This window comes from Streptomyces sp. NPDC051243 (genome assembly GCF_044455405.1).
Taxonomy (GTDB): Bacteria; Actinomycetota; Actinomycetes; order Streptomycetales; family Streptomycetaceae; genus Streptomyces.
Map to the genome: position 1 here is coordinate 112,272 of NZ_JBITES010000017.1, position 23,738 is coordinate 136,009.

The window sequence follows — 23,738 nt, forward strand, 5'->3', positions numbered from 1 at the left end:
GCTTGATCCTGCTCGGAACTGGTGGCCATCGAGCACGTATTGACATGGGTCGTCGTAGCCCGCAGAGTCATGCCCCGACAGTCCCCGCAGTGCACCGGCAGTGATGCGAGCCACCCCATGAGGAGTGTTGCCGTCATGTCCGAAACACCCGCTGTCTCACGCCGACTGCTCCTCGGCGGAGCCGTCGCCACCGGCGCTCTCGCAGCCGGGATGACCGCCGCGGCCCCGGCCGCCTCCGCCGAGCAGGCGCCCCGCCGCCGTCCCGGCCAGAAGCCGATGATCGCAGTGCCGTTCGAGGCGCACAGAAGCGTCCGCGTCGGTGTCATCGGCCTGGGCAACCGCGGTGGAGGCATGATCACGGGCTGGGCGGCCGTACCCGGCTGCACCGTAACCGCCGTCTGCGACATCCGCGCCGACCGGGCGCGACGCGCCGCCGACCGGTTGGTGAGCAAAGGCGAGCCCCGCCCCGCCGAGCACGGCGGATCGGCCGACTCCTACGCCCGGATGCTCCAGCGCGACGACATCGACCTGGTGTACGTCGCCACGCCGTGGGAGTTCCACTACGAGCACGGCAGAGCCGCACTGCTCAGCGGCAGGCACGCCGTGGTGGAACTCCCCATCGCGACCGAACTGCGTCAGCTGTGGGACCTGGTCGACACCTCCGAGCGCACCCGCAGGCACTTGCTCCTCGCCGAGAACTGCTCTTACGGCCGCAACGAGCTGGCGATGCTGAGAATGGCGCACGCCGGCTTGTTCGGAGACATCACCAACGGCCATGGCGGCTACCTCCACGACCTGCGTGAACTCCTCTTCTCCGACACGTACTACACCGACTCCTGGCGGCGGCTCTGGCACACCCGCAGCACCGCGTCCCTCTACCCCATGCACGGGCTGGCCCCGATCGCGGCAGCCATGGACATCAACCGCGGCGACCGGATGACCACCCTGCGCGCCACCGCGACCGCTCCGAAGGGACTGGCCGACTACCGCGAGCGCTTCGTCCCCCGCGACCACCCGTCCTGGAAGGAGACGTACATCAACGGTGACCTGGTCACCTGTCTCATCGAGACCGACAAGGGCAGAGTCATCCGGGCCGAGCACGAGGTGAGTTCGCCCCGGCCCTACAGCCGGATCAACTCCCTCGCCGGCAGCCGCGGGATCGTCGAGGACTACACCGGGCCCGCCCCGACCGGCGCACGCGTCTACCTCGAACCGGACCACGGCGGCCACACCTGGCGCGACTTCGCCGACTACCGCAAGGAGTACGACCACTGGCTGTGGCGGAAGGTCGGCGATGACGCCGCGAACAACGGTGGCCACGGCGGCATGGACTACGTCCTGCAGTGGCGCACCGTCCAGCTGATGCGCGCCGGGCTGGTACCCGACATCGACGTGTACGACTCGGCCGCCTGGTGCGCGGCGGTGCCGCTGAGCGCCGCATCCCTGGCAAGAAACGGCCGCCCCGTGCCCATCCCGGACTTCACCCGCGGCGCCTGGGCCGGCAAACGGCCCGGACTCGACTCCACCCCCACGGACATGCCACCCGTCACCTGACCCGACGCGCCGCCCGCACGACAGTGCACGGTTCACAGCGAAGCGGCCTGCGCTGCAGTCGTCCAGGCGAACCCGTCCGGGTCGGTGAACGGCCCGGCGTCGCTGCCGATCGTGAGCCGATGCGATCCGGTGCCTCCAGGACGCGCCGGATCTCGTAGACGTCCAACAGGCCCGAGAGCGGAAGGAGTTCGCGGGTCATGGAGAGGATCGACTCGATGTGGCAGTCCATCTCGACGGGGCGAGCGCAGTAGCCGTTGCCGAGCATTCGGCGGTGCATCTCCCTCTGGAGCTTGGCCATCTCCACCTCTTCGACGTCGGCCGGTAGTTGGCGCGGGACGTCGTAGAGTGCCTCGGCATTCTCAGAAACGGCGAAGTACTCGTCGGCGACGGTCCGGTCGGCAGCCGCGCGTAAACGCGGGTCATGGACAACGATTTGTGTCCGAGAAGTGAGGCGATGACCTCCAGGGGGATGCCCCGGTTGATCGCCTGGTCGGCCAGGGGTATGGCGGAGTTGGTGTGGGGTGACCCGGCCGAGACCCCCTGTGGGGCGGCCTTGCGTACCGCGGCCTGCATACGGGAGGCGTTGACCGGGCTGCCGTGGTCGGTGAACAGCAGGTTCGAGCGCAGGCAGTCGGGACGGTGCAGCAGCCATTCGTCCAGCAGCGTGGTGGCCGCGGCGTCGTAGAGGAAGCGCGGCGGGAGTTCGTCCGCGATCGGGAAGTCGCTGTCGAACACCAGCTGGCGGGGCGGCCGGTCGGCGGCGTCCCGCTCGTCCAGGCGACGGAACAGGCCGCGGAGTTTGCTCAGCCGGTCGCGGACAGTGTGCCGGTGCTGCGGGCCGCGGCGGGCGGCCGGCCGCTCCAGCAGCCGCTGCCGGTAGCGTTCGGTGTGCCGCCGCTTGACCTCGGCGACGGTCACAGCCGTGTCCTCTGCGGCCACCAGCAAAGCGAACTCGCGCAGCGTCCCGGCGATCTGCTGCAGATCGGTGCATGGTGTCCGCCATCCTGACCGGGGGGGCGGGCCCACTCCTGGGCCCGCATATCGGCGCGGTCCGGGGTGTGCCGGCGCGGCGGCTGGTCGGTCGACTCGCAGTGGAACAGCGTCGCTTCGAGGCTGAACAGGCAGTCGACTCGGTCATCAGTACTCGTTGCGGCGCCGCAGCCTGAACGGCCGGCCATCGGGGTCGACGAGAAGGCGATGCAGAGGCGTGCACAGCGTCTTGGCCGTACCCGAAAGGCTCAGCGGGCGATAGGTGCGCAAACGCCCGGGTGGCCTGGGGCCGCGGCGGCCGTTGTCGTGCCACGCGTCCAGTGCGGCAGCGCTCGCCGCGAAAGCGTCGAAGGCGTTCAGGGGATGACAGAGCCGGTCGGGCGCGTGCGGGGTCCCGGGCGCTTCCAGGTCCAGGTGCTCGCGCGAGAGTTCCAGGCGCAGATCCCTGGCGAAACTACGCGCCCCGTCCCCGAGGCCGCCAGGGTCACGCGGCTCGCGTGGATCCCTGGTCTCGTCCAGGACGGCACAGGTGAGTTCGGAGTCGTGGGTCCAGGAGCGGAGATTGATGTTGTCCGATCCGACCGAGGCCCACACATCGTCGATCACGCACACCTTGGCGTGGACGTACACCGGTGTCCCGGCGTGGTTCTCCAGCCCGTACACCGCGACGCGCCCCCCACCGGCTCGACGCAGGCGGTCCAGGGCCGTGATCCGGCCGATCAGATTCATCGGCAGTGTGAGCCGGCCGTCCTGTTCGGGAACGGAGGGGATGACCGCGGTCAGGCGTAGACCGGGGTTGGCGGTCAGTGCCTCGGCGAAGCACTCCACCACGTGCGGAGACCACAGGTACTGGTCCTCGAGATAGATCAGGGCCCGGGCCCGCCGCAACGCCTTGCGGTAGCCGCGGGCGATACTGCGCTCGCCGTCAGGGGCGAAGTCGTAGCCATGCAGCAGCCGGTTGGGGTAGGTGCGCAGGATCTGGAGGGTGTGTATGCCGCAGGGCGCTGGATCCGGTGCCTGGGGTGGTAGCGGGTCGGCACGTACGTCCTCGCCGTGAACGAGTTCCCGCAGGCGGACGAGCGGGCTGCGGGTGAGCGGCGCGGGATCGTCCCAGCGTTCGCGGAAGCCGGCCTCGATGTCGCCGACGGCCGGCCCGCGTATCGCGAGCTGGATGTCATGCCACGGCGGGTGCGGCCCGTACGCGGCGGCGATGGGGAGTGACTGCACATCCCCCTGATGCGTCGCGTCGTCGTGACGGTTGTGGCACAGGTCGATACCGCCCACGAACGCGATGTCAAGTTCCGGGCGGTCGGCATGCCGGAGCACGACGAGCTTTTGGTGGTGGGAGCCGCCGGGGCGTACCCGCATGTCCAGCAGGCACTCGCCGCCCGCCGCTTCGACCTCCTCGCCCAGGTGGCGGTTCTCCGCCTCACTGAACTGGAAGCGGTCCAAGTGGGAGCGCCAGAGCAGCCCTTTGACGATCACTCCACGCTTCGCTGCCTCGGCCAGGACGGTGCCGATTTCGCTCCCGGGGCCATCAAGGCGCTCGTCGGGATCGCCCCGCCAGTCTGTGAACAGGAGCAGGTCTCCGGCGCGCTGCGCCCGGATCGCCCGCAGGAGTGCCGGGAAGTACCTCGCGCCGTGGATGAGAGGCCGCACCAGATTGCCGTGCGACCAAGCCGCCCCATCCGATCGGCGGCTGTCCAGCCGTGTGGCGCTGTTGCCGCATTCGCCCGAGGTCAGCAGCCAGTCGGTGAGTTCCACAGCTCAGATCCTCCTGCCAACCCCCACGTGTACCCAGATCCTGCACCGCTTCACCACAAACAGACCCACGTCCACGGCACGGGCGTACCGCAGCGCGGAGGGTGATCCCGGTCAGGTCCGGTTCGAGGCCTCGCGCCGCTACACCGCCTACTCGCCGTACCCGATCGATCTCGCTGTGGTGTTGTCGCCGGGTCAGAGGCCGACCCGGGCCAAAGGCGCCACGCGCTTGACCTGTGGGCGCCGATCGCGCCGCTGCTGCCGCCCTTGCCGAAGCGGGCACCGGGGCCGAGGCCAGTGGGTGACCGGCTCTGTCCGCAGGGCATCCTGGACGTCCTGCTCAAACGACATCGCCCGGCAACTGCTGCCCCTGGAACTGGGGTCGGCTCGCGCCAGACCTGCAGGCGGTGGCCGCCGCAACCGTGCGAGCCATCATGGGCCCAAGGATCAGCTACCGCGGAAGGTGCCGACCGCCGCCAGTTCCGTACCGGAACACGATCCGGCCGCGCGTCAGGTCGTACAGCGGGAGCTCACCAGCACCCGGTCTCGCCGCCGCCGACTCCAGCATGATCTTGATGTAATTCTTGCGGATCTTCCCGCTGATGTGCGCAAGCACCTGGCGGCCGTCCCTCACATCGGTGCAGCGGACCGCGACGACGCCGGCGGGCGTGCCGAGGCGCAACCACTCGTCGGTCGGGCCGCCCGGATCCTGGAGACCACGGACCCCTCCAGCAGCCCGGCCGCCGCGACGGCAGCGGCAGAGGTCAGGCCGATCGCGGGGTGCGGGGCGTTCATGCTGAGCATGCGCACCGACACGTCGTAGTCCTCGGCACCGATCGCCTCACCGAGGGTGGTGGTGTACGGCACCGGCGGGCCGACCAGGCCCACCTTGGGCACCGCGTCGCCCGGTTCCTCGCCCGGCCGGAGCAGCCCCATCAGGGGTGCGGCGGTATGACGGACGGTGCGCAGCCACGGGACATCCGCGCTCATCCGCTCCAGCGACTCGGCACCGGTACGCCCGGCACCGGCGGCGTCGACAAGGACGGCCGGAGCTCCCGCGGTCACCATGCTCACGCGCCCCGGCTCGGCGGCGCCGACCCGCAGGTCCTGGGCGACCCGGCCGGTGGGAAGCGGTGAGGCGGTGATACCGGCGTGGTCGCGGAAGGTGAGGCCGACCGCAGTGCTGGGTGTTCCCCGAGCGTCTTGCTCCCGCGTCGGCATCACGCGGCAGCCGTCTCCCACAGCACCAGCGCGGCGCCTCCGATGCTGCCGCTCCTGACTCCTGCCAACCGCCAGCTGACGCTGTGTCCCAAGGAAGGCCTCCTGGCCATGTGTCGCACGCTGCCGCACGACCTGGTACCCACATCACGCTCACCGACTTCAGGCCATTTCACACCCCGGGCACATCGGCCACGCTCCCCCCGGCGCACGGGATGAAAGACCGCTCACCTCCCCAACCATGAAGACCGCTCAACCAATCAAGCCACTGATTGAATCGGCAATCTGGTCTGAATTGCAGCGATGGAAGCAATTCAGCTCTTCCGTTCTGAGGCATGAGCAACACAGCGGGTACTTCGAGGCATTGAACACCGCAAGAAGAAGGGAAAAACACCATGCGACCAATGACACGCTGGGCCATGGCAGGAGCCCTGCTCACCACGGCCCTCGCCGGCCCTTTGAGCACGCCCGCCCACAGCGCCCCAGACTCGCTGCATGCCCCCTCTGCCCTGGTCATGACCACTGGCAAGGGCGAGACAGCCGCCACCACAGCACCGGAGCGCGCCGTAACGCTGAACTGTGCGTACACCACCTCGGGGACTCACCCGGATCCGCGACAAGCCTGTGCGGATCTGGACCGCGTGAACGGGGACCTAGACCGCTTGTCCACACTTCACGGAAATGGGACGGGCCAGCACTGCACGAAGGAATACCGTCCCATTGTGGTCACCATACAAGGTGTATGGCGGGGCACGCGCGTGAACTACGAGCACACCTTCGCCAATTCCTGCATCAAGGAGAACCAGGGGGCTTCGGTATTCGCCTTCTGAGGCATCACAGCTCAGTAGGGTCTCTCATCGGCGAGCCGTGATGGTCGTGCTCCGTCATGGCCCCAGCAGCGCGCGGTGTGGACGGACGTCCCGCCCCTCCGCGCGCTGCCGCTCGGGCGCTGGAGCCATCCCGCTTCCTGCCCGACGCCCCGGTCCTCGCGGCGGCACTGGCGACCCCGCTGTGATCTTCTGGCCGTCCCTCGGTCACCGGGAGGAGCGCAGGCACCGCTCTGCCGATCCCTGGAACTTGCCCTTGCCCCCGCGCAGTTGATGGGGCCTGCCTCGTGGCTCAAGCCAGCCAGCGGGGGGACTGGCGCTCGCAGTTCCGCTCCGGTGAAGAGACCAGCACCTGAGGGCCGGGCACCGTCATGCGGCCTGCCCGAGGTGCAACGCGGCCATCGGCCGCCGCGCCTACCGAAACGCCGCCGGCCACCCACCAACCCCTCTGGCGGACCGGCTCGGACTCGGCCTCTGCCCCACCATCGACGGCTCGAGCAGGTCGAGCCGCTGCTGCGTCGCCGTCAGGGATTACGAACTCAACGAACCCGCAGCCGTCGGGCAGACGCCTCAGGAGGTGATCCATCCCTTGATGGTTACCGCCAGCGCCGAGGTGAGCTGGACGGTGCCGCCCTGTACCCGGTGAGGGCCAACGAATCCGGTCATTCCCGCCACACCACTGACAGCGGCAGACAGAACGAGGTGGATCGTCGCTGAGTGCCGTGTCCGGGACGGCAGTTGGGCGGTCGGTGATATGTGGGGACCTCGCCGTCGATCGTGTCGGATGAGCTTTGGGACCGCCTGGAGCCGCTGCTGCCGCGGTGTGAGCGGCGCTTTCCGTACCCGGGCCGGAAACCGCTGCGGGACCGGTAGGTGCTGTGCGGGAGCCTGTACGTGCTGCACACCGGAATCCAGTGGGAGTACCTTCACAACCGACTTCACCTCACGAAGGCGGTTTCCCTCCGGCGCGGCCTCACGGCCGCGGACTTCGGTGCTTACGGCCCCCTGCTGCTGCGGTCGCTCAACAACCTGGTGCTCGTGCTGTTGGCCGGGGAGGCGGCACGGCCCGGCGAGCTGCTCGATGCGACGGGGACGCGCGTGCACTGGCTGAGCGGCTGTCGGCGAGCGACCTGGGCACCAGGGACGACGTCGCACTGACGCTGCTGCACTTCGCCGAGGCGCGCGTGCTGGTCCGGCAGGACCTCGGCGCCACAGAGGCTGCCCTCGACACCCTGGCTGTCGGCGTATGGTGCGAAGGCGTCAGCGATGGGCCTGCGCACGCGGGCGACCGCCCTGCGGGAACTGCCGGCTGCCCGCTGAGCTGGGCCGACGCCGAGCCCGTCGGCACACTCGTACGCGAACTCGGACGGCCACTCGACCCGGTCATGGGCCTCACCGGCGCCCCGTTCTGCCTGACCGCGTGAGCGAAGTCGGAGTGCGTCGGCGGCTTTCAACTCCCACACCTCGACTTCGACTGCTGCCGCAGCTCCGCGAAGTCCTCCGGCTCCTCGGAGGACGGATTCCGACGTGCCGGCGCCATGTGGCGGGCGGCCATGAGGGACAGAGGGGGCCTTGGAGAGCGTGGAGGGAAGTGGTTCCTCCTGAACGCGGGTTCGGTCTCAGATCGGCTGGAGACAGGTGAAGGCTGGGACGGGCAGTGAAAGGCAAGTGGAGGACAACCCGGCCGGTGTGTCGTCCGTCCGGCCCCTGCAGTGGGCGTATCGAAGTCGCGCCCACGTAATCTCTCCCTGTGCCAGCCTCCCGCCTGCATCGCGTCGCCGTCCTTGTGCTCGAAGGTGCGAAGCCGCTCGATGTCGGGATTCCCGCGCAGGTTTTCACGACCCGCGCGAGCATGCCGTACGAGGTGCGGGTGTGCGGGGCGACTCCCGGCCTTGTGACCGGCGGGGACGGCCTCGCTTACTACGTCGCCCATGGCCTCGACGCTCTTGCGTGGGCCGACATCGTCTTCGTCCCCGGCTACCGGTTCCCGGACCGCGACGACCCGCCGCAGGCCGTCGTCGACGCGCTCATCGCCGCCCATGACCGGGGTGCGCGGCTCGCCGCCATCTCGACGGGCGCCTTCGCGCTCGCCGCCACGGGACTGCTCGACGGCAGGCGCGCCACGACGCACTGGCACTACACGCGGGCACTCGTGGCCCGGCATCCCCTCGTCCAGGTCGACGAGAACGTGCTGTTCGTCGATGAGGGCAGCGTGCTCACCTCGGCCGGCGCCGCCTCCGGGATCGACCTCTGCCTGCACATCCTGCGGGGCGACCTCGGAGTGGCCGCGTCCAACCACGCGGCGCGGCGCCTGGTCGCGGCCCCCTACCGTAGTGGCGGTCAGGCCCAGTACGTGCCGCGCAGTGTCCCCGAGCCGCTCGGTGAGCGGTTCGCCGCCACGCGGGAGTGGGCTCTGCACCGGCTGGGCGAGCCCCTCACCCTCGACATACTGGCGCGGCAGGCGGGGGTTTCGCCGCGCACGTTCTCCCGGCGCTTCGTCGCGGAGACCGGGTACACGCCGATGCAGTGGGTGATGCGCGCTCGCATCGACCTGGCCCGCGAACTGCTCGAGCGCTCGCAGCGCAGCGTCGAGCAGATCGCCGCCGACGTCGGGCTCGGTACCGGTGCGAACCTGCGCCTGCACTTCCAGCGCATCCTCGGCACCTCCCCGAGCGAGTACCGGCGCACCTTCACCCGGGGCGAGTGACCGGAGCGGGTAGTCCGCCCGGCGCCGCATGGCGAGATCCTTTTGAACCGTGGCGATCGCGCCACTGTCCGCGGCGCCGGCCGCGGGCGAGCCTGGTGTGGAAGGGAAGGGACATCACTCATGACTCGCATCGCCATCAACGGATTCGGCCGTATCGGACGCAATGTGCTGCGCGCGCTGCTGGAGCGCGACAGCGCCCTCGAGATCGTCGCCGTCAACGATCTGACGGAGCCCGCCACCCTCGCCCGGCTGCTCGCCTACGAACAGCGCGGCCGGCCGGCTCGGGCGCCCGGTGACCGTCGACGGGGACGCCCTCGTCGTCGACGGCCGTCGGATCACGGTGCTGGCCGAGCGTGAACCGGCGCAGTTGCCGTGGGCCGATCTCGGCGTCGACATAGTCCTGGAAGCCACCGGCCGCTTCACCTCGGCGAAGGCCGCTCGTGCCCACCTGGACGCGGGGGCGAAGAAGGTGCTCGTCAGCGCGCCGTCGGACGGTGCCGACGTCACGCTCGCGTTCGGGGTCAACACCGACGCCTACGACCCGGCCGTGCACACGATCGTCTCGAACGCCTCCTGCACCACCAACGCGCTCGCGCCGCTGGCCGCGGTCCTCGACGAACTCGCCGGTATCGAGCACGGGTTCATGACGACGGTGCACGCCTACACGCAGGAGCAGAACCTGCAGGACGGTCCGCACCGCGACGCCCGCCGCGCCCGGGCCGCCGGCGTCAACATCGTGCCGACCACGACCGGTGCCGCCAAGGCGATCGGCCTGGTGCTGCCGAACCTCGACGGCAAGTTGTCGGGTGACTCGATCCGCGTACCGGTGCCGGTGGGCTCGATCGTCGAGCTCAACACGACCGTCGCCCGTGACGTGACGCGCGACGACGTGCTGGCGGCGTACCGCACCGCAGCGGAGGGGCCGCTCGCCGGCATCCTCGAGTACTCGGAGGACCCGCTGGTGTCGTCCGACATCGTGGGCAATCCCGCCTCGTCGATCTTCGACTCGGCCCTCACCCGCGTCGACGGCCGCCACGTCAAGGTGGTCGCGTGGTACGACAACGAGTGGGGTTTCTCGAACCGCGTGATCGACACGCTCGAGTTCCTCGCCTCCCACTGACCGGACGCCGGAGGGTGGTAGGCCTCGTCCGGCGACCGTGACGACAGCACCTTCTTTGGCGCTCTGGTCGACCAGTCGGGCGACCAGAGCGCTCAGTCAGAGAAGTGAGTCCGCCTGGCCTCCGGGAGGGTGCGGGAGCGTCACTGGCGGTCGAGGGTTCTTCGAGCGTCACGCCGCGATGGTTTCAGCCACCCCTGACAGTCCGCGACGCCCCTCGTCATCTACCGATCGCCCCGTTACCCGACCGTAACGTACTGGGCCACCCAGTTGGGCGCCGACGGGCAACCCACCGGCGGGCGCCAGGAGGGTGCCCACGCCGGCCCCGAGTTCCAGCAGAAGGTGGTCCTCGCCCTGCGGCGCGCCCTCGGCGACGCGAGGACGCGGGCCACGGTGTCCGCTATGGACGAGACCAATCCCAAGATCTTCACGGACAACTGGAACGCGTACGACGCGACGGCGCGGGCCGCCGTCGACCAGCTGAACGTTCACACGTACGGCACGTCCATGCGCACCAGCGCCCGTGACGGCGCCAAGGGCGCGGGCAAGAAGCTGTGGATGAGCGAGGTCGAGGGCACCTGGGGCACGGGACCGACTTCACCGGCATGGAGCCCGGTCTGGGGATCGCCACCCGCATGGTCGGCGACATCCGTGAACTCGAGCCGTCCGCCTGGGTGTTCTGGCAGCCCATCGAGGACTCCCTCCCCCAGGCGGCCGCCGGCAAGAACTGGGGCAGCATCCACGTCCCGTTCAACTGCACGGCCGCCGACACGCTCGAGACCTGCCCGATCCGGGCCAACAGCAAGGTCCACACCATCCGGAACTTCACCCACTACATCCGCCCCGGGGACCGCTTCGTCAAGACCGACGACGCGTCCAGCGTGGCCGCCGTGAAGAAGTCCGGTACGGGCGCCACGGTGGTGCACGTCAACGACAGCACGGCGGCACGCACGGTGACCCTGGACCTCTCCCGCTTCGGGCACGTCGCCCCCTGGGCCTCCGTCACGCCGGTGGTGACCAGCGCCTCCGGCGCGCTCGTCGAGGGCGAGCCGGTGGGGGTGGCCGACCGTTCCGCCACGCTGACCGTCCCGGCCGAGTCGGTCACGACCTTCCGGGTCATGGGTGTCGGTGGGACCGCCCGGGACGCCGCGCTCGTGCAGCCCGGGCACGTCTACCGGCTGCAGGGCGTGCAGAGCGGCAAGTCACTGGCGCCGAACGACGACGCCACCGGGCTCGTCATCCGCACCTCCGACACCGCCGCGGACGCCCAGCTGTGGTCCGTACGGAAGCTGACCCACGGCAACGGCAACCGCGAGCGTTACGCCCTCGTCCACTCCATGACGGGCAAGCGGCTCGCCGTGCGGGACGGCGCAGCGGTACTGGACGACACGGGCTCCGGGCCGGCCGACCGAGCGGCTCAGTGGATCATGTCGACGACTGGTGACGGCACCTGGACGTTCGTCAACGCCGCCACCGGCCGGCTCCTCGACGTCGCCGGGCACGCGACGGCGGACGGCTCCAGGGTCACGACCTGGACTCCCACCTCGGGCGCGAACCAACGCTGGTCCGTGACCGACGAGACGCCGCCGCGCACCTGAACTGCGGGGCGGCGAGGTGCGGGTGCCGCCTGCGCGTCCTCAGCGAAGGGCGCCGAGCGCCCCGCCCTGCCCAGTGTTGCATCGTGACTTCGCCGCGACGGTCACGGGTGTACGGTTTGCGGCTGGTCAGGCGCTCGAAGAAGGTGGCCGTGGCCGCTTGCACATCGACGGCGGGCGAGACGGGGGCGCCGGTCCGCCTGTCGGCGCCGCCAACCCGCCGGCGCGGGGCCACCTGCTACTGCGGCGCTGCGTCTTTCATCAGGAGCGGCGTGAACGGCTTCGTTCCCTCCATTGCGTATGCGCGCCCGGCAACAGCCGCTAATTGGCCGGTCCTTGGCGCTTCCTGGCACGATGCGATCATGACGCAGGACATACAGGCGCAGGGAGAGGCACTCGTCGCCGCCGCCCGCGCCGGCGACGCCAAGACCGCCCGTCGGCATACCGACTTCTTCGTACTGCGCAAGTACGTCGACGAAGGCATCCCCTACTGGGAGCAGGCCGTGGCGGCCGGCGACGCCTTCTCGCACTACACCCTTGCCCGGTACCGGAAGATCCGCGGTGATCGGCGGGCCGCGGAAGCGCTCTACCGCGCCGTCGCCGACCGACACGCCGGATGCGCCTACGGACTCGGCGTACTGCTCCGCGAGGACGGTGATCCGGAGGCCGCCGAATGGTTCCGCCGTGGCTGGGAGGGCGGACGCCACCTCGACTGCAAGATCGCGCTCGGCAAGCTGCTCGCGGCCGAGGGGCGGCTCGACGAGGCGGCGAAGTTCCTGATGAGCGACATCGAGCTGGGCGACATCGCGGTCTTTCGCTGGGCGCAGCTCTTCGAGTCGATCCGCGCGGACTTCGACCGCGTGGCTGCGGAACTCGACGCCGCCGAGGCCGCCGGGGACGGGGACGCCGCCGCCGAGGCGCTGCGCCCGCTCTTCGACCTGGAAAAGCACTTCCGCGACTACCCGGGCCTGACCACCGAGGCCGCAGGTTACTACCGCCGGGCTTCCGCGCTCAGCGCCTCCGCCCGCGTGGACCACGCCGTGTTCCTGACGGAGACCGGCGGCGAGGCGTCCTGGCCCGAGGCCCGCGGCCTGCTGCTCGAGGCGCACGACGAGGGCTACGAAGGCGCGGCGTACGTCCTCGGGGTCCTGCACGAGCGGCGCGGCGACCTCGGTGACGCCGAGCACTGGTACGGCCTCGCGGCCGCGCACGGGCATCAGCCGGCTCAGTGGAACCTCGGTCTCCTCTGCAAGCGGCAGCGGCGGTACGAGGAGGCCGAACGCTGGTTCCGGGAGGTCGGCGAGGACGACGAGGACGTCGTCGAGCAACTCGCCCGGATCGCCGCCATCCGCGCGGGCGGCGGCGTCGGCCCCGGCAAGGACCTGCGCCGACTGCCCGAACTGCGCGAGCGAGCCGAGGCGGGCGACGTGCAGGCCTCGTACGCGTACGGGCGGATCCTCGGCGACTGGGGCGGCGCGGACGCCCGCCACCTGGTCCGCTGGATCGAACCCGCCGCGCTGGCCGGGGACCCCCAGGCGGCGTACGACCTCGGAGAGTTGTACGGCGAGCTGCGCAGGCCCACGCTGCGCGACCATTGGTACCGGACGGCCGCCGAGGCGGGGCACCACGACGCGTGCAACGAGATGGGGTGGCTCTCCGAGTACCACCGGGACTACCAGGAGGCCGAGCGCTGGTACGTGCGCGCGGCCGGTGACGGGTCTGCGCTGAACGCCATGTTGGCGGGCAAGCTGAAGGCCCAGCGCGGCGCGTACGCCGAGGCGGAGCCCTTTCTCCGGACGGCCTGGGAACAAGGCGGCGACTCCGCGTACGGGACGGAGGCCGCCGGGTACTACGGACTCGTCCTGCACCGGCTGGGCCGCCCCGCGGAAGCCGTCGAGCCGCTGCGAACCGCGGTCGCACGCTGGGACGAGGACGTGCGCGCCCGCTACAGCCGGGACGACCTCGACGTACTTTCCCGGATGGCCGACCCGGAGAAGGAGCTGGCGCAGGTGGAGGCGGCGCTGACGGCGTGACACCGCCTGCTGGAGGGCGAGGGCATGGCGCGGGTCATCTCGTCCGGCGTGTTCGACAGGCAGCTCCACGCGCCGGGGGTCGTTGAGCGGCCGGCGCCGGACGAGCCACGGCCGTCGTTCCAGCATGCGGCGTCCAAGGCCCCACCCGTTCCCGAAGCGGCGGTCGCCTCCCCTGCCTTCTCCTCGGCTCCGATGACCAGCCGTTCCTCATCCGCTCCGATGTCTGGTCACTTCTGGCCGGGCCACGCCAAGTTGTCCACCAGCACTTCGAGCGCCGACTTGGGGACGGTTCCGTTCGTCCCGCTGTCGGTCTGCTTCCAGGGCGAGGTCGAGTCCGTGGTGACGGAGCCTTTGGTCTCGTTGACGCCCTGGAAGATGCCGAAGTCGATGGGCCCTTCGTCTGCTGAGGCGGGGGTGGCGGCTGCAAGGAGAGCCGCTCCGGTGAGCGCGGCGACGGTGATGATCTTCATGCCTGGCTCAACGATGCGAGCCGCATCAGGATGTTCCGTTCTGCCCCGTTTGGCGCAGCACCGAACAGTGCGGCCGACTCTTCGACGGCTCGTCTCGGCGACTCGGGCCGTTCAGCACTCTGCGTTCTTGATGAAATTTGGTGTGCAGATATGTTGACCTCTGTTCGAGGTCTCTTCTAGTTTGCGGGAGCCCACCAAGTCGCCGACCTGCAGACGAGGTTGCGCGGACGCAGCCAGCCGGAAAGGGATGCCGTGACACGAGAGAACCACCGCAGGACAGCCTTCCTGGGGGTGTTGCTGGCCGGCGTCACGGCATTCGGCGCAGCCCCCGCGTCCGCCGCACCCGAGGCAGCCTCCCGTCCTGCCTCGCCGCCGCCCGTCAGCGACTTCCGCGGGGTCAACTGGGCCGACCCGCGCGACAACTACGCCGACGACGCGGTCGTGCCCTCGGGCCTGTCCACCTCCGACAGCTACGCCACCGCCTACGCCAAGTCCAGGGCGATCATCGGCGGCTTCTCGGAGCTCGGCGCCAACACGGTCCGCCTCCCGGTCAACCCCACCTCCGTGAACGGCCCCTTCTGGAAGGCGTACCGGGGCGCGATCGACGCCGCCACAGCCCGGGGGTTCAAGGTCATCCTGGGCTACTGGGAGGCCGACAACGCCAAGGACGGCAAGATCGACCACCAGGCCGCCTGGGACCAGATGTGGGCGCGGATCACCTCCGCCTACGCCCGCAACTCCAAGGTGTACTTCGAGCCGATGAACGAGCCGTTCGGCTACACCTCCCAGGAGTGGCGCGACGTGGCCGCAGACTGGCTGGCCACCCACCGCTTCGTCCCGCGCGACCGGATCCTCATCGGAGGCATCAAGTACAGCGAGGACGTCAAGCCCGTGTGCGCCGACAGCCGGCTCGACGGCACCCGGATCGCCCTGCACAACTACGGCTTCTGGCACACCGACTGGACCAGCGTCGACCAGTGGAAGCAGGACTTCAAGGAACGCATCGGCACCTGCGCCTCCCGCACCATCCTCGACGAGTTCGGGGCCACCATGACGTCCGGCCTGGACTACAACGGGCCGGTCAACGGCTCCAACGAGATCGCCTACATCCAGGCCGCGACCGACACCATCCGGGAAATGGGCCTGGGCTCGGTCTACTGGCCCGGCCTGCGCACCGGTGACACCTACTCCCTCACCACTCTCCAGGGCTCGGGCACCCGTCTCAGCCTCACCGTCAACAACCCCAGCGGGCTCGACCGGCTGCACTGGGCCTGGAAGCAGTAACCGCCGGTCGGCACACCAGCCGACCCGTCCGTACGGCCGGCAGTGAACCGGCCGTACGGACGCCGCCCGGTCCCCGCCGGTCAGCCGGCGAAAACCCTGCCGTCCTTCACGACGTAGTGCGCCGGCTCGGAGCAACCGATGGACGGCGTGACGAGCAGACTCACCGTCAGCGGCGCGGGCTCCGTGCCGGCGGTCGCGAACTCACAGACGGCACCGCTGCCCGTCAGCGGATACCAGAACCACCCGTCGACGTCGCCCACCGTGACCCGGTCGGACTCCTTCCACGCTCCCCCGGTCTGCGTGAAGACCTGCAGCCGGACGGATGCGGCGTACTCGTCACTGTCCGACCTCACCGCCGTCAGCGTGAACTTGTAGTCACTGCCCAGGACGGACGAGGCGATCTGCCGCGTCTGCGGTGCCGCGGTGCCGGCGCCCGCGGTGCCGGCACCTGCCGCCCCGAGGACGCACGCCATCAGGACGGTGACGGCCGCGATCGCGGCGCGACGGGTGCGGGTGCGGGTGCGGTTCTGGTTGCGTTGGTGGTCGCAGATCTGGCTCATGTTTCCCCCGTTGAACCGAGTTGTACTGGAACGCCGGATTGGTCCGTACGGTGGTAAAGACCAGTCAGCCGACTCCGAGGTTGTACTCATACCGCTGTCGGGTCCGGAATCGATTCGGGGCGGCGAGCGGGCTCACCGCCACCGGCAGGCCCCGCGTCGGCCACCGCCCCCGTTCCATCCCGTCCGTGAGGAATCCTCCCCGTCCACGAGAAATCCTCGAAAGGGCACAGTAAGGGGGGTGCTCACGTGGGCCGCCCGCGCTCACGCTCATGAGGCGGCGGCTCTCCCGTCGCCACACCCGTCCCGCCGCACGCCGCTGGCGCCGCTCCCATGGCTGTGGGGTGCCACGAGCCGCGGCAACCCACGTGAGCCGAACCGCCGTTGACCACCGTCAGCCGCTGCGGCGCCGCGCGTCGCTGTTCTGGCGCAGTTGCTCGGCGTGGCCGGTGATGGCGTCGATGCGGGCGGCGAGGTCCGGGTGGGCGGTTGTCAGGTGGGGGCGGGCTTCGGTCAGAGGGGTGATGAGACGGGCGGCGTCATCGGCGGCGAGGGCCTCGTCGATGCGGTGGATCAAGGAGCGGGAGGCGACGGGGAGGTCTGTGAGCGCTGTGATCTGACCGGCGAGGCGGCGCAGGTCGGCGGCGTTGTCGCGGGCCCAGGTGGTGACGGAGCGGTCCGCGGCGCGGCGGTCGCGGGTGGCCTTCACGCGCTGCTCGCCCGTGGAGCCGGTGGCCCCGGGGCGCAGCCGGAGATAGCGGCGCTCCGCCGCCTGACGGCTGGCGACGCCGAGCGGGCCGGCGAGATCGGCCCAGCTGGCTCCCGCTTCGCGGGCCGACTCGATCAGGCCCGTCTCCCAGCCCGCGAGCCGGTCTCGCACCTCGCGCAGCAGCATCAGCGCCGCCAGGACCTGCTCGGGACCGGGGTCCGCTCCGGGCGGCTCGTCGTCGTGCAGGGCGTCGGCGGCCTGCAGCGCCTCGTCGATGGCGCTCAGGGCGGCGGCTGCCGCGAGGAACGAGGCGGGGCCGGCCTGGGTTCCTTCGGGCGGCCGGCCACGGGTCTTCCGGCCGGCCGGCTCGGCTGCTGACATCGAGTTTTCCTCCGAGATGGCGCGTCATCCTTTCGACGACATCTGGGTTTGTCATCGTTTCGATGACATGGTACAACGGAGTCAGGTGAAGCGCATTGGCAGGTACTGCCAAAAGCACTGGAGGTGTTCACCGATGTTGATGCGCACCGACCCCTTCCGTGAGCTCGACCGTCTCACCCAGCAGCTCTTCGGCACGTCCGGCACCTGGTCGCAGCCGGCCCCGATGCCGATGGACGCGTACCGCGAGGGCGACGAGTATGTGATCGCCCTGGATCTGCCGGGTGTCTCGCCGGACGCGATCGACATCGACGTCGAGCGGAACATGCTGACCGTGAAGGCGGAACGCCGCCCGGTCGCCAAGGCCGACAGCGTGCAGATGGAGCTGTCCGAGCGTCCGCTCGGCGTCTTCTCCCGCCAGGTCATGCTGGCCGACACGCTGGACGTCGACCACATCAAGGCCGACTACGACGCGGGCGTCCTGACCCTGCGGATTCCGATCGCCGAGCGCGCCAAGCCGCGCAAGATCTCGATCAGCGCCGGGGGCACCGGGCGCAAGGAGATCAGCGGCTGAGCGGCGCCTGCAGAATTCCTGACCGCGCGCGGAGGGCTGGAATGTCCCCCTCCCCTTCGGCCGTCCCCGTCGGCCGCCCTCCGCGCGCCTGACCGTCGAAAGGGGGCAGCACGGTGGTGCACATGCGATGGGACGCGTTCCTGGACGCGGTCGAGGAACGCGGCGAATACCCCTCACAGCAGGAGGCGGACAGGGCGGCCCGCGTCGTCCTCGCCCTGCTGGGCGCCCACCTCGTGGGCGAGGAGCGTGCCGAAGTGGCCGCCCGGCTGCCGGAGACCTACGCCGTCATCCTGCTCAACCCGCTGCGGGCTGCCGAGCCGCTGGACCCCGAGCGGTTCGTCAGAGCCACCGCCGCCTGGATCGAAGGAGCCACCGAGGAGACCGCCAAATGGGACGTCGGCGCCGTCCTCAGCGTGGTCGCCGACGCGGCAGGCCCGGACCTCATGCGCCGCATCCTGCTTCAGCTCCCCCCGGAATACGACCTGCTGTTCGGCGCGCCTCAGCAGGTGTGAGACGCAGGCACCAGGCGCCCATGAACCACCTGACCCACCACACCGACACTGGAAAGGCAACCCTGACCTCGATGTTCCCGCAGTCCGAACCGGCCCGCCCCACAGCGGCCATGTCGTACCACCAGCTGCTGGAAAGGGTGCGATACGAAGGCGCGTACCCCACCCGTGAACGGGCTGAGGAAGTCGTCCGCCAGGTGCTCGCCGCACTGGGCCGGCAGCTCACCGGCGACGAACGCGTCGAACTCGCCGCCCGGCTTCCTCTCGAAGCGGCCCGGATCTTCACGGCTCAGGTCCCCGCCACCGAACAACTCACCGGCTGGGGCTTCGTGAAGGACCTCGCCGCCCACACCGGCGGCACCCCGGCCACCGCCCGCTGGGACGCAGGCACCGTCCTCGCCGTCGTCGCCCGGCTCGCCGGCCCCGACCTCCTGAGCCGCGTCATCGCCCAGCTCCCCACGGGCTTCGCCCTCCTGTTCGGCAAGGCCGAACTGACCCCGGCAGCCTGATTCCGCCCGGGGTTCCGCGCCGCCGGGCCTCGCACCCCACCAGCCGAGGCCCGGCAGGCACGACCGCGGTACCCCTCGCCGCGCTCAGCCCTCCCATACGTCCGGACCGCCACCGCGCCACTCGATCAGCCCGGACCGGCGTACGTACTCCGGATCAGCGTCCTCGATTCCCGTCCGGCGCAGGAAGTCGGCCACGTCCAGCAGCCCGTACGCCATTCCCAGGAAGTGTTCGTCCGCGCGCACCCGCCGCCCCCCGTCCTCGGCGGGCGGGTAGACGACGACGGGCTGCGTGCTTGCCATGGCACCAGAGTGCGGCGTGGGGCGCCCACGCGCATGCGGGGCCTGCCGTCCGCGAGGCGACGCGTTGGGCCGAGCGGCCGAGGACGTGCCCGCGGGTGCCTCCCGCGCAGCCACAGCCCTAAGGGACTGTTAGGACTTGGTTCGCGATGTTGAACGGCTCTGTCGTGCCGTCGACTCTGTGAGCTCCCAGGCCGCAGACAAGGGAGTTCTCGATGGCCACACAGACCACGGCAGCGGGCGCGCGGCAGACGCGTCGCGGCGAGCGCAGGGTCGTCAGCAACATCGTGCGTGGATCGATCGGCAACCTGATCGAGTGGTACGACTGGTACGCGTACACCGCGTTCAGCGTGTACTTCGCCGCGGCGTTCTTTCCGTCCGGCGACCAGACCGCCCAACTGCTCAACACCGCCGCGGTGTTCGCCGTCGGCTTCCTGATGCGGCCCATCGGCGGCTGGGTGCTGGGGCGGTACGCCGACCGGCGCGGGCGGCGCTCGGCGCTGACGCTGTCGGTGACGCTCATGGCGGCGGGTTCGCTGATCGTGGCGCTGACGCCGTCGTACGAGGCGATCGGGGTCGCCGCGCCGCTGCTCCTGGTGACCGCGCGGCTGCTGCAGGGCCTGTCCGTCGGAGGTGAGTACTCGACCTCGGCCACGTACATGTCGGAGGTGGCCTCGCCCGGTCGGCGCGGCTACTACTCGAGCTTCCAGTACGTCACGCTCATCGCCGGTCAGCTGACGGCGCTCGGTCTGCAGATCGTCCTGCAGCAGGTGCTCAGCGGCTCCCAGATGGAGGCGTGGGGGTGGCGGGTCGCGTTCGTCGTCGGCGCGGCGGGGGCGATCGTCGTGCTGTGGCTGCGGCGCGGCATGGACGAGTCGGAGAGCTTCGAGCGTGCGGCGGCCGAGGAGGGCGCACAGGGGGACGGTCACGGGCCGGCGCGCGGCAGTCTGCGGATGCTGCTGTCCTACCCGCGGCAGTGCCTGGTCGTCGTCGGGCTGACCATGGGCGGCACGCTGTTCTTCTACACGTACACCACCTACCTGCAGAAGTTCATGGTCAACACCAGCGGCATCGCCAAGCCGACGGCTGCCTGGATCAACTTCTTCGCCCTGGTCGTGTTCGTGGCGCTGCAGCCGGTCATGGGGATGCTGTCGGACCGGGTGGGCCGGCGTCCGATGCTGATCGCGTTCGGCGCGCTGGGCGCCCTGGTCGTGGTGCCCTCGCTCACCCTGCTGTCCCGCACCAGCGACCCCGTGTACGCGTTCCTGCTCATGGTCGGGCCGCTGGCGGTCAGCTCGCTGTACACGTCGATCAGCGCGGTGGTGAAGGCCGAGCTGTTCCCGACGTCGATCCGGGCGCTGGGCGTCGGCCTGCCGTACGCGCTGACGGTGGCCCTGTTCGGCGGGACCGCCGAGTACGTCGCCCTGTGGTTCAAGAACGCGGGTCACGAGAGCTGGTACTTCTACTACGTCACCGCCTGCGTCCTGATCTCGCTGCTCGTCTACATTCGGATGCGCGAGACGTCGGACGGATCGCCGCTGGAGAGCGAGGCAAGGGACTGATCGGGAGGGTGGCGACCGTGCGGGTGCTGCTGGCCGAGGACGACGACGGGGTGGCGGGTGCGCTGACCGAGGTCCTGTACGAGCACGGTCATCTGCCCACCCGGGTGCGGCGCGGCGAGGAGGTCCTCGCCCGCCACCGCCAGGCCGACCTGCTGCTGCTCGACCTCGGGCTGCCCGACCTCGACGGGCTGGAGGTGCTGCGCAAGCTGCGTGCGGTGAGCGGTCTGCCGGTGGTGGTCCTCACCGCGCGGGGCGACGAGCGGTCGGTGGTGCGCGGTCTGCGGCTGGGGGCAGACGACTATCTGGTCAAGCCGGTGCGGCTGGCCGAGCTGCTGGCCCGCATGGAGGCGGTGACGCGTCGCGCCACGACACCCGCCGCTCCGGCGCCGCGCACGGTCCTCGCCGCTGACGTCGAGGTCGACCTCGACGCGCGCCGGGTGACGGTGGGCGGTGCCGAGGTGCGACTCACCACCAAGGAGTTCGCTGTCCTTGCCGCACTGGCCGCCAGGGCCGGTACCGCGGTCAGCCGTCAGCAGCTGATGGACGAGGTGTGGGGCGACGCCTATCTGGCGGTGTCCCGCTCGCTCGACGTCCATCTCACCCAGCTTCGGGCCAAACTGGGCCGGCCCGGGGTGCTGACCACCATCCGTGGCTACGGCTACCGGTTCGGCGGCTGAACCGGGCCATGCGCACCCGGGTACTGACCGTCGTCCTGGCCTTCGCCGTGCTCGCGGTGGCCGGGTTCGCCGTCCCGCTCCTCGGAGTCACCGCCACCCAGCGCACCGAGCAGCTCGTCGCGGCCCGCACCGCCGACCTCGACCGCTTCGCCGGACTGGCCGACCAGGCCGCCGAGAGCGGCGACATCGGCGCGTTGACCGCCGAGACCACCCGGTACACGGAGCTGTACGGCGAGGCGGTCGTGGTCGTCGACACCCGCCGCGCCCCGGTGGTGCAGACGGGCGGCCTGCGCGCCGCCGACCCGGCAGTGGCCCGGCTCGTCGACGCGGCGCTGCGCAACCAGCCCGTCTCGCCCGGCGGCACGCTGCGCCCGTGGTCCCGCGCCGACAAGCTGCTCGCCCGCCCGGTGGGCACCGGCACCCGCGTGACCGGCGCCGTGGTGCTGCGCGCCTCGGTGCGGGACGCCGCCGACGACATCGCCCTGCGCTGGGCCCTCGTCCTGGCCGGCGCCGGTCTGTTCGCCGTGGCGTGCGTGTTGCTCGCGCGGGCCGCGACACGCTGGGTCGTACGGCCACTCCACCACCTGGACCGCGCGGTCGGCGCGCTCGCGGCGGGACTGCCCGCCGAGCACGCCCGGGCCGGCGGCCCGCCCGAGCTGCGTCAGCTGGCCACCGGCTTCAACCGTATGGCCGACGCGGTGACCACCGCTCAGGAACAGCAGCGCCGCCTGGTCGCCGACACCTCCCACCAGTTGCGCAACCCGCTCGCCGCGCTGCGCCTGCGCATCGACTCGCTCCAGCCCCGCCTGCCGGCGTCCGCCACCCGCACGTACACGGGTGTCACCGCCGAACTCGAACGCATGGAGCACCTCCTCGACGACCTGCTCGCCCTCGCCAACGCCGAGCACCGCGCCGGGGAGCTGGCGGTGACGGGCACGCGGGAAGCGTGGTGCGACGCCACGGCGGTCGCCGCCGCACAGGCTCAGCTGTGGCGGCCGGTGGCCGAACGGGCCGGAGTCCGCCTGGAGTTCGAGCCCGGCCGCGCCGTCCTCATGACCTGCGCGGAGGGCGAACTGGCCCAGGTGGCCGACATCCTGCTCGACAACGCGATCAAGTACGCCGGGGACGGTGCCCACGTCGAGGCACGCTGCTTCACCGAGGGCCCTGACTCGGTGTTCGAGGTACGGGACGACGGCCCGGGCCTCGCCGCCGGCGAGCTCCCCCGGGCCGGCACCCGCTTCTGGCGCTCCGAGCGCCACCGGGACGTACGCGGCAGCGGCCTGGGGCTGGCGATCGCCCAGCAGTTGGTGGCCGGGCGTGGCGGGCGCGTCGAGTTCGCCACGGCCGACCCGCACGGGCTGCGCGTCCGGGTCGTACTCCCCCGGGCCCGGCACGGCACTTCGGGACCGAAGGACCGTACGCCATGACCGGACCCGCCCGCCGCACCGTTCTGCACGCCGCTCTCGGCACGGCGTGCACCGGGCTGCTCGCGGCCGCCGCGGCAGCCGACGCCCGGCACACGGACCGCGGCCCGCAGGGCAGGCTGCGGATCGCGACCGGCGAGTCCGGCAACTTCTACGCGGCCTTCGGCGAGCTGCTTGCCGACCAGGTGCGGCTGGCCTACCCGCGGCTGTCCTGCGAGGTGGTCCACAGCGAGGCCAGCGTGGCCAACATACGACTGCTGCAGGCGGGACGGGCCGAGGTGGCGCTGGCACTGGCCGACGTCGCGTGGGCCGGGTACGCCGGTTCGGCGCCGTTCGCCCGCCCAGTCCCGCTGCGTGCGATCGGTCGTGTCTACGAGAACTACCTCCAGCTGGCCGTACGCGCCGACGCGCCGATCCGCACCGTCGCCGACCTGGCGGGGCGCACCGTCTCGCTGGGTGCGCCCGCGTCCGGCGGTGCCGTCCTCGGCGACCGCCTGCTCCGTGCGGCGGGCCTGACTCCGGGCACCGATGTCCACGTACGTCACCTGCTGCTCCCGCAGGCGGCCGACGCGATGCGGGACGGCGCCGTCGACGCCCTGCTGGTGTCGGGCGGCGTACCGCTGCCGGTCCTGTCCCGGCTCGGCATCCGCCTCCTCCCACTGGCCGGCCTGTTGCCCCGACTGCGCGCCGGCACGGAAATCTCCGGGTCGGGCCTCGAGGCGGTGACGGTGCCGGCCGGCGCGTACCGGGGAACGCGCGAGGTGGCCACCATCGGCGTGGCCAACCTCCTGCTGTGCCGCCCCGACCTGCCCCCGCCCGTCGCGGCCGCCCTCACCGACGTCCTGGTGCGCCGGGCCACCCACCTCGTCCCGGCCACGGCCCTCGGCACCCAGTTCCTCGACGTCCGTAGCCTGATCTCCACGGGCGTCGTGCCGCTGCACCAGGGGGCGGTCGCCGCCTACCGCGAACTGCACGGCTAGGCACGC

The 23,738-nt window shown here is 70.9% G+C and carries 21 protein-coding genes and 3 pseudogenes; 16 read left to right on the forward strand and 8 right to left on the reverse strand.

From position 1 onward, the window contains the following. Nucleotides 1-135 precede the first annotated feature (135 nt). Complete coding sequence (locus ACIBAG_RS35995) at nucleotides 136-1,554, forward strand: Gfo/Idh/MocA family protein (RefSeq protein ID WP_399111110.1); 1,419 nt, start codon at nucleotides 136-138, stop codon at nucleotides 1,552-1,554. 195 nt (nucleotides 1,555-1,749) lie between these two features. On the opposite strand, the gene ACIBAG_RS36000 is transcribed toward ACIBAG_RS35995, so the two are convergent. From ACIBAG_RS36000 to ACIBAG_RS36015, 4 genes are all read right to left on the reverse strand, one after another. Continuing rightward, nucleotides 1,750-2,493: a tyrosine-type recombinase/integrase gene (locus tag ACIBAG_RS36000; RefSeq protein ID WP_399111111.1), complete on the reverse strand. Its 744-nt coding sequence runs from the start codon at nucleotides 2,491-2,493 to the stop codon at nucleotides 1,750-1,752. Between the two features lie 198 nt (nucleotides 2,494-2,691). Then, nucleotides 2,692-4,308: a phospholipase D family protein gene (locus ACIBAG_RS36005; protein ID WP_399111113.1), complete on the reverse strand. Its 1,617-nt coding sequence runs from the start codon at nucleotides 4,306-4,308 to the stop codon at nucleotides 2,692-2,694. Between the two features lie 448 nt (nucleotides 4,309-4,756). Continuing rightward, nucleotides 4,757-4,921 (reverse strand): hypothetical protein, encoded by a 165-nt coding sequence (locus ACIBAG_RS36010; protein WP_399111273.1) that lies wholly within the window; start codon nucleotides 4,919-4,921, stop codon nucleotides 4,757-4,759. Between the two features lie 14 nt (nucleotides 4,922-4,935). Next, the gene (locus ACIBAG_RS36015; protein WP_399111258.1) at nucleotides 4,936-5,526 is read right to left on the reverse strand and encodes a PrpF domain-containing protein; all 591 of its coding nucleotides are present in this window, start codon (nucleotides 5,524-5,526) and stop codon (nucleotides 4,936-4,938) included. Nucleotides 5,527-5,942: 416 nt separating this feature from the next. On the opposite strand from ACIBAG_RS36015, the gene ACIBAG_RS36020 reads away from it, so the two are divergent. The 7 genes and pseudogenes from ACIBAG_RS36020 (at nucleotide 5,943) to ACIBAG_RS36050 (ending at nucleotide 13,802) form a co-directional block, all read left to right on the forward strand. After that, nucleotides 5,943-6,353, forward strand: coding sequence for a subtilase-type protease inhibitor (locus ACIBAG_RS36020; protein ID WP_399111260.1), 411 nt, complete (start codon nucleotides 5,943-5,945; stop codon nucleotides 6,351-6,353). 753 nt (nucleotides 6,354-7,106) lie between these two features. Then, nucleotides 7,107-7,289: pseudogene (locus ACIBAG_RS36025) on the forward strand (transposase); the annotation flags it as partial. Nucleotides 7,290-7,534: 245 nt separating this feature from the next. Continuing rightward, nucleotides 7,535-7,774 (forward strand): hypothetical protein, encoded by a 240-nt coding sequence (locus tag ACIBAG_RS36030; RefSeq protein WP_399111114.1) that lies wholly within the window; start codon nucleotides 7,535-7,537, stop codon nucleotides 7,772-7,774. A 326-nt stretch (nucleotides 7,775-8,100) separates the two neighbouring features. Then, the gene (locus ACIBAG_RS36035) at nucleotides 8,101-9,057 is read left to right on the forward strand and encodes a GlxA family transcriptional regulator (protein ID WP_399111116.1); all 957 of its coding nucleotides are present in this window, start codon (nucleotides 8,101-8,103) and stop codon (nucleotides 9,055-9,057) included. A gap of 120 nt (nucleotides 9,058-9,177) precedes the next feature. Next, nucleotides 9,178-10,177, forward strand: a pseudogene (gene gap, locus ACIBAG_RS36040) (type I glyceraldehyde-3-phosphate dehydrogenase). A 240-nt stretch (nucleotides 10,178-10,417) separates the two neighbouring features. Then, a pseudogene (locus tag ACIBAG_RS36045) lies at nucleotides 10,418-11,772 on the forward strand (RICIN domain-containing protein); the annotation flags it as partial. Between the two features lie 359 nt (nucleotides 11,773-12,131). After that, the gene (locus tag ACIBAG_RS36050) at nucleotides 12,132-13,802 is read left to right on the forward strand and encodes a sel1 repeat family protein (RefSeq protein ID WP_399111118.1); all 1,671 of its coding nucleotides are present in this window, start codon (nucleotides 12,132-12,134) and stop codon (nucleotides 13,800-13,802) included. 227 nt (nucleotides 13,803-14,029) lie between these two features. Here ACIBAG_RS36050 and ACIBAG_RS36055 read toward each other — a convergent pair whose 3' ends face one another. Continuing rightward, nucleotides 14,030-14,272: a hypothetical protein gene (locus ACIBAG_RS36055; protein WP_399111120.1), complete on the reverse strand. Its 243-nt coding sequence runs from the start codon at nucleotides 14,270-14,272 to the stop codon at nucleotides 14,030-14,032. A gap of 252 nt (nucleotides 14,273-14,524) precedes the next feature. Between ACIBAG_RS36055 and ACIBAG_RS36060 the strand changes: the two genes are divergently transcribed. After that, nucleotides 14,525-15,556, forward strand: a complete 1,032-nt coding sequence (locus ACIBAG_RS36060) for a glycoside hydrolase family 5 protein (protein ID WP_399111122.1) — start codon at nucleotides 14,525-14,527, stop codon at nucleotides 15,554-15,556. 80 nt (nucleotides 15,557-15,636) lie between these two features. Here ACIBAG_RS36060 and ACIBAG_RS36065 read toward each other — a convergent pair whose 3' ends face one another. Beyond that, the gene (locus tag ACIBAG_RS36065; protein ID WP_399111124.1) at nucleotides 15,637-16,116 is read right to left on the reverse strand and encodes a hypothetical protein; all 480 of its coding nucleotides are present in this window, start codon (nucleotides 16,114-16,116) and stop codon (nucleotides 15,637-15,639) included. A 391-nt stretch (nucleotides 16,117-16,507) separates the two neighbouring features. After that, nucleotides 16,508-17,203: a type III effector protein gene (locus tag ACIBAG_RS36070; protein ID WP_399111125.1), complete on the reverse strand. Its 696-nt coding sequence runs from the start codon at nucleotides 17,201-17,203 to the stop codon at nucleotides 16,508-16,510. A 133-nt stretch (nucleotides 17,204-17,336) separates the two neighbouring features. Between ACIBAG_RS36070 and ACIBAG_RS36075 the strand changes: the two genes are divergently transcribed. From ACIBAG_RS36075 to ACIBAG_RS36085, 3 genes are all read left to right on the forward strand, one after another. After that, nucleotides 17,337-17,774 carry an Hsp20/alpha crystallin family protein gene (locus ACIBAG_RS36075; RefSeq protein ID WP_031488033.1) on the forward strand — a complete coding sequence of 146 codons (438 nt, stop codon included), beginning with the start codon at nucleotides 17,337-17,339 and terminating at the stop codon, nucleotides 17,772-17,774. A 122-nt stretch (nucleotides 17,775-17,896) separates the two neighbouring features. After that, on the forward strand, nucleotides 17,897-18,286 hold the full coding sequence (locus ACIBAG_RS36080) for a DUF2267 domain-containing protein (RefSeq protein WP_399111128.1): 390 nt from the start codon (nucleotides 17,897-17,899) through the stop codon (nucleotides 18,284-18,286). Between the two features lie 71 nt (nucleotides 18,287-18,357). Then, complete coding sequence (locus tag ACIBAG_RS36085; protein WP_399111261.1) at nucleotides 18,358-18,792, forward strand: DUF2267 domain-containing protein; 435 nt, start codon at nucleotides 18,358-18,360, stop codon at nucleotides 18,790-18,792. A gap of 84 nt (nucleotides 18,793-18,876) precedes the next feature. Here the strand turns inward: ACIBAG_RS36085 and ACIBAG_RS36090 are convergent, their stop codons facing one another. Next, nucleotides 18,877-19,092 (reverse strand): hypothetical protein, encoded by a 216-nt coding sequence (locus tag ACIBAG_RS36090; protein WP_399111130.1) that lies wholly within the window; start codon nucleotides 19,090-19,092, stop codon nucleotides 18,877-18,879. A 212-nt stretch (nucleotides 19,093-19,304) separates the two neighbouring features. Between ACIBAG_RS36090 and ACIBAG_RS36095 the strand changes: the two genes are divergently transcribed. From ACIBAG_RS36095 to ACIBAG_RS36110, 4 genes are read left to right on the forward strand one after another with little or no spacing between them, the layout of a single operon-like run. After that, nucleotides 19,305-20,651 carry an MFS transporter gene (locus ACIBAG_RS36095; protein WP_399111131.1) on the forward strand — a complete coding sequence of 449 codons (1,347 nt, stop codon included), beginning with the start codon at nucleotides 19,305-19,307 and terminating at the stop codon, nucleotides 20,649-20,651. A gap of 17 nt (nucleotides 20,652-20,668) precedes the next feature. Next, nucleotides 20,669-21,328, forward strand: coding sequence for a response regulator transcription factor (locus tag ACIBAG_RS36100; RefSeq protein ID WP_399111262.1), 660 nt, complete (start codon nucleotides 20,669-20,671; stop codon nucleotides 21,326-21,328). Nucleotides 21,329-21,336: 8 nt separating this feature from the next. Further along, nucleotides 21,337-22,755 (forward strand): ATP-binding protein, encoded by a 1,419-nt coding sequence (locus tag ACIBAG_RS36105; RefSeq protein WP_399111133.1) that lies wholly within the window; start codon nucleotides 21,337-21,339, stop codon nucleotides 22,753-22,755. Continuing rightward, nucleotides 22,752-23,732 (forward strand): TAXI family TRAP transporter solute-binding subunit, encoded by a 981-nt coding sequence (locus ACIBAG_RS36110; RefSeq protein ID WP_399111134.1) that lies wholly within the window; start codon nucleotides 22,752-22,754, stop codon nucleotides 23,730-23,732. The genes ACIBAG_RS36105 and ACIBAG_RS36110 overlap by 4 nt, the downstream gene beginning before the upstream one ends. Nucleotides 23,733-23,738: the final 6 nt, after the last annotated feature.